Below are 4,848 nucleotides of genomic sequence, written 5' to 3' on the forward strand. Positions count from 1 at the left end.
CGGCGCGGGACGGCGCGGGCGAGCGGCCCGCCGGGACCGCGGACACGGACACGGACACAGATACGGATACGGGTGCGGCCGTGGACGGGGCCGCGGCGGACGCGGAGGCCGGCGCCGGTGCGGCGGGGACGGCGGGGGCGTCGGACGGTGCGTCCCGTACGGACGCTGCCGCGGAGGGCGGCTCCGGTGACGGGCCCTCGCTGGCGGAACTCGACGTTCTGGTGGGCCAGTCCCGGGAGGCGGGCATGGTCGTCGAGCTCTCGGTGGACGGTGCGTCGCGGGGCTATGCGGCGGGCGTGGAGCAGACGGCGTTCCGTGTGGTGCAGGAGGCGTTGACGAACGTGCACAAGCACGCGCCGGGTGCCCGTACGAGGGTGCGGCTGGCGCACCGCGAGGGCGAGGTCGCGGTGCAGGTGGAGAACGAGTGCCCGGAGGACGGCGCGGGCGCGGCCGGTGCGGGGCTGCCGAGCGGCGGCAACGGGCTGGTCGGCATGCAGGAGCGGGTCACGGCGCTCGGCGGGGGCTTTGTGTCGGGCCCGACGGAGGTCGGGGGCTTCCGCGTCTCGGCGGTGATCCCGGCGCGGCGGCGGGAACCGGATCCGCGCTAGTGCCGTTGTGCGGCGGCTGTCTGCCGCTGCGGGTCTGCCGTTGTCAGCGGTGCGCCGTTGTCGGGGGTCGCTCAGGCGACGGGATCCGCGTCCACGTCCGTAGCCGTAGCCGTACTCGTACCCGCGCTCTCGGAGGCCGGCGGCGCGGCGGGCCTGATGAGGCGTTCCGGGCGGACGCCGGTGAGCAGGGCCGTGATCGCGGTGTCGAAGTCCCGTCCCAGATACCAGTCGCCGGAGTGGTCGAGGCTGTAGACGCGGGCCTCGGTGTCGATGGCGAGCAGCGCGGCGTCGGGTCCGTCGGTGCCCAGGGGGCAGATCTCGGTGCGCAGGGCGCGGCCGAGGTCGGCGAGGGTGCGGGCGGCGTGCAGGGCGTGCAGCGGGTCGATGCGGACGCTGACGGGGGCGATGGTGCGGCCGGGCCCGGTGGGGGCGATGGGCAGGTTGCCGAACTCGGCCCAGACCTCGACGGCGGCGGGGAAGACGGCGTGCCGGTGGCCGCCGGGGGAGACATGGCCGCGGAGGGCGTCGGCCCACTCCTCGGCCTGGCGCATGTCCCAACGTCCGGGCTGCCAGCCCGCGTTGCGCAGGGCGTCGTCGGCGGCGACGGGGAAGCGGGTGGTGGAGGTGCGCCGGTGTGCGGCCGCGTCCCGGGCCGTGCCGTGCGCCGGGGGTCCGGGCGGCGGATGGGATCCGGGCTGGGGCCGTGGCCGGGGCGGCCGGTTCAACGGGACGCCTTCGCGCCGGCGGCCTCGGGGTCGACGGCCCGTACCCCGAAGTGCGCGAGGAGCGCTCCGCACGCGGCACAGGGCGGGGCGTAGCGCCCGTGGTACGGGTCGCCGTGTTCGCGGATGTGGCGTGCGGTGAGCCGGGCGTTCTTCAGGGCGCGTTTGGCTTCGCCGTGGGTGAGGGGCTTCGGATCGCCGCCGCCCGTACGGCGGTTGGCGCGCTTGGCGGCGCGTGCGGCCTCGGTGGCGCTGAGGTAGCGGGAGACGAGGACGGTCTCGGGGCAGCGTCCGGTGTGGCGTGCCCGGTGGTCGGTGGTGAGAGTGTCCAGGAAGTCCTGGACGAGGGGGTGCGGTGCCGGGGGCTGGTCGCCCTTGTGCCCGGTGGAGGTGAGGGTGCGGCCGCGTACGGAGAGGGCGGCGGCGACGGCGGGGAGGATGCTGTCGCGGCGTGCGTGCAGCGGGGGCGTGGTGTCCTCGGGTGCGGCGGTCCAGCCGACGCGGGGGTCGTCGTGTGCGTGGCCCGTACGTGGCGCGGCCGGTGCGGCCGGTGCGGTGCCGGGGCCTGCCGTACGTCCCGGGCCCGGGCCCGGGTTCTGCCCGGCCGCCCCGGGCGGTGTGGACGCCGGGGAATTCAGCGACGCGGTGTTCATGTGGTGGTTCCTCCCCGCACGGCCCCTTCTGCCGTTTGTGTCGTGATGTGTGCGGTGCGACGGGCCAAGTATGCAGCGTGCGGGGCGAGTCGATCATGCCAGTGGCACATCCCGGGAGAGGTACGGGCGTACGAACTCGTCCGATAAGGGGTGGTGGCGCCGGGACGGTTGGGGCGAGCATCAGTGCTAGACCGTCTACATCGAGCCTCAGAGGCAGGAGTTCCGCGATGGGCCGCACCTCTCTTCGTCGCCGCAGTGACGGTGACCTCCGCAGCCCCGCGCGCGGTTCCGGGAAGCAGCAGTGGCCGGGTCGGCGGGTGCGGCGTGCGCTGGTCGCCGCGCTGCTCGTGCCGGTGCTGGCCGTGGCGGCGGCGGGGTGCAGCGGCGGGTCCGACGGCGACGCGGGCAAGGGCGGCAAGGGCGGCGGCGGGGACAGCGCGCAGAGCGGAGGCTCGGAGTCCGGCGACGGCGGGGCGGAGAAGGGCGGAAGCGGCGACGGTGACGCCGTACCGCCGCTGGACCGCAAGCAGTTGAACGAGGCGCTGCTGAAGTCCGGTGATGTGAAGGGGTATCGGGCGCAGCGCAACAGCGAGGACGCGCTCCCGGAACAGAACACGATCGAGTCGGATGACGCGCGGTGTTCGCCGATCACCGATGTGGTGGACTCCCAGCCGGAGCAGAAGCGTTCCGCGTATACGAGCGGTGTGCTGATGAAAGGTTCCCTCAGTACGGGCGGCGCGGTGCAGCAGGTGCTGCTGTCCGCGTACGAGGACGACGGGGCGAGCAGATGGCTGGGCCGGCTGAAGAAGGCGCTGCGGAGCTGCGGTTCGTTCACGGGGAAGATCAGCGCGGGGGAGAAGACGCGGCTGCGCATCAAGGCGGGCGGACCGGTGGGCGTCGGTGACGATTCGGTGCGCTTCACGATGGAGGACACCCGCGGGCAGGACTCCCCGACGGTCTTCACGGTCGTCCGTACGGGCGCCAACACCGCGGCGTTCATGTCGGTCTCGCTCTCCGGGGAGCCGCAGGGCGTGGCCGATGCGCTGGTGGAGAAGCAGGACGAGAAGCTGAAGGAGGCCGCCGGGGGCTGACCCCCGGTGGCCGGTCGTCGGCCGGTACGGCACGCCCGTTCCGTACGCGGGTGCGGGTGTCCGCGCCGGGCGGGCGGTGCCCCGCCGTCGCCGTACCGCATAGGCTGTCCCATGTCAGCCAGACGTGCAGCAGGGGGCTTTCCGCGATGACGACAGGTCGGCTCGGGGCGGGGAACGCGGCGCCGCCGAACCGGGCGTACGCCGGGCAGGTCGTGCAGTTTCCCGACCCGGTACGGGCCGCCCGGCACGCTGCGGGGGTGCAGGTCGACGAACACGGCCTGCCGGTCTTCACCCCGTACGCGCGTGCCGCCGCGGAGATCGCCGAGCCGCCGGAGGGCTTCGGCGGCGACGAACTGCGCCTGACGGACTATGTGTCGGCCAACGCCGCGCTGCACGCCTCGGGTCACGAACTGTGGCAGGACCTGCCGCCGGTGGCGACGCCGCACGGCTGGACGTGGCACCACGTGCCCTTCTCCCGCCGCATGGAGCTGGTCCCCGTCGAGGTGAAGGTGCTGCTGCGGCACCACGGGGGTCTGGCGACGGCCAACGTCGACCACGGCAAGGGCGGTACGCGTCCGTTGCAGGACACCCGCCCGGTGCACTTCGCGGTGCCGCACCCGGTGGCGGTCTCCGAGGCGCAGGTGCTGGAGGCGGAGGAGCGGCTGGGGTATCGGCTGCCGGAGTCCTACCGGGTGTTCCTGAAGGCCGCGGGCGGCTGTGCGCCGCACGGGGTGGCGCTGGACGCGGAGTTGGGGCTCCTGGTCGACCAGCCGTTCTTCACGGTGCGGGAGGACGCCGCGGTCAACGACCTCGTCTACATCAACAAGTGTCTGCGCGACCACTTCACCAAGGACTTCCTCGGGGTGGGGTTCGTGCAGGGCGGGCTGATCGCGGTCAAGGTACGGGGCGAGTCGGCGGGTTCGGTGTGGTTCTGCGCCTTCGACGACGCGCGCGATCAGGACGGGCTCGACGTACAGGCCCGTGTGGAGCGGCTGTTGCGGCCGTGCGGCGCCGACTTCGACGAGTTCCTGCTGCGGCTCGCGGGCGATCCGCCGGAGCTGGAGACCGTCGCGAACCTGATGGTGGACGGCGGCTTCGCACGTGCCGTACCGGTGTGAGGGCCACGGCGGCGGGCTGCGGGCCAGGTGCCACCGGCCGTGTACCGGGCCGGCGTTGAGCGACGTTGAGGGTGGGAGAGTGAGCGCGCGATGGTGACCTTCGCACAGGCTCAGGAGCGCGCGGAGCGCTGGGTCAACGGCGATGTGCCGGACGAGCGCCACCGCGAGGTGTGCGTGCGGGAGTTCGACCTCGGCTTCGTGGCGTGGGCCGAACCGCCGTCCTCCGGCGGCGAGATGACGCGTACGCGGCTGGTGATAGCGCGGGACAGCGGTGAGACGACGCTGTGGCCGGGGCTGCCGGTGGGCGAGGTCATCCGGCGTTACGAGGAGGAGTACGGCACGTCCGAGGCGGCACCGGCCGCGGGCGCGGCGGCGCCGCAGCGCGTGGACCTGGAGGCGACGTCGTTCCTGCTGACGCCGCCGGAGTGGCTCCAGCAGGCGGCCGACCAGATGGGCATCCCGGACCACCGGCGCGGCGCGGGCGCGGGCGCTGGTTCCGGCGCGAGTTCGGGCGCCGGTGCCGCTTCCGGTGCGGCGGCGAGCCCGTGGGACGCGGCGGACACCAGCAGTTCGGGCGGCGGCGAGGCACAGCTTCCGCCCGCGACGGTCTTCTCCCCGCCCGTCCCCGGCGGCGTGGACGGCGGGACGTCTCCGGA

General features: G+C 74.1%; 5 protein-coding genes and 1 pseudogene. 4 read left to right on the plus strand and 2 right to left on the minus strand.

What is annotated here, in order from left to right:
• The coding region (locus tag AN218_RS30905; protein WP_420856040.1) for a sensor histidine kinase at positions 1-608 on the plus strand (608 nt) is incomplete at its 5' end.
• A 71-nt stretch (positions 609-679) separates the two neighbouring features.
• Here the strand turns inward: AN218_RS30905 and AN218_RS30910 are convergent.
• Positions 680-1,333, minus strand: a complete 654-nt coding sequence (locus tag AN218_RS30910) for an SUKH-3 domain-containing protein (RefSeq protein WP_079132774.1) — start codon at positions 1,331-1,333, stop codon at positions 680-682.
• Positions 1,330-1,983 carry a YwqJ-related putative deaminase gene (locus AN218_RS30915; protein WP_079132775.1) on the minus strand — a complete coding sequence of 218 codons (654 nt, stop codon included), beginning with the start codon at positions 1,981-1,983 and terminating at the stop codon, positions 1,330-1,332. Before AN218_RS30915 ends, AN218_RS30910 begins: the two co-directional genes overlap by 4 nt.
• 227 nt (positions 1,984-2,210) lie before the next feature.
• On the opposite strand from AN218_RS30915, the gene AN218_RS30920 reads away from it, so the two are divergent.
• The 3 genes and pseudogenes from AN218_RS30920 to AN218_RS30930 form a co-directional block, all read left to right on the plus strand.
• The gene (locus AN218_RS30920; RefSeq protein ID WP_141747772.1) at positions 2,211-3,074 is read left to right on the plus strand and encodes a hypothetical protein; all 864 of its coding nucleotides are present in this window, start codon (positions 2,211-2,213) and stop codon (positions 3,072-3,074) included.
• A gap of 146 nt (positions 3,075-3,220) precedes the next feature.
• On the plus strand, positions 3,221-4,192 hold the full coding sequence (locus tag AN218_RS30925) for an SMI1/KNR4 family protein (protein WP_070020343.1): 972 nt from the start codon (positions 3,221-3,223) through the stop codon (positions 4,190-4,192).
• Positions 4,193-4,282: 90 nt separating this feature from the next.
• Positions 4,283-4,848, plus strand: a pseudogene (locus AN218_RS30930) (SUKH-4 family immunity protein); the annotation flags it as partial.

This window comes from Streptomyces nanshensis, assembly GCF_001751255.1.
In the GTDB taxonomy this organism is placed as follows: Bacteria; Actinomycetota; Actinomycetes; order Streptomycetales; family Streptomycetaceae; genus Streptomyces; species Streptomyces nanshensis_A.

Coding starts and splice junctions, on each gene's coding strand:
- AN218_RS30915 (WP_079132775.1), bottom strand. CDS start 1,983: ATGAACACCGCGTCGCTGAATTCCCCGGCGTCCACACCGCCCGGGGCG.
- AN218_RS30920 (WP_141747772.1), top strand. CDS start 2,211: ATGGGCCGCACCTCTCTTCGTCGCCGCAGTGACGGTGACCTCCGCAGC.
- AN218_RS30925 (WP_070020343.1), top strand. CDS start 3,221: ATGACGACAGGTCGGCTCGGGGCGGGGAACGCGGCGCCGCCGAACCGG.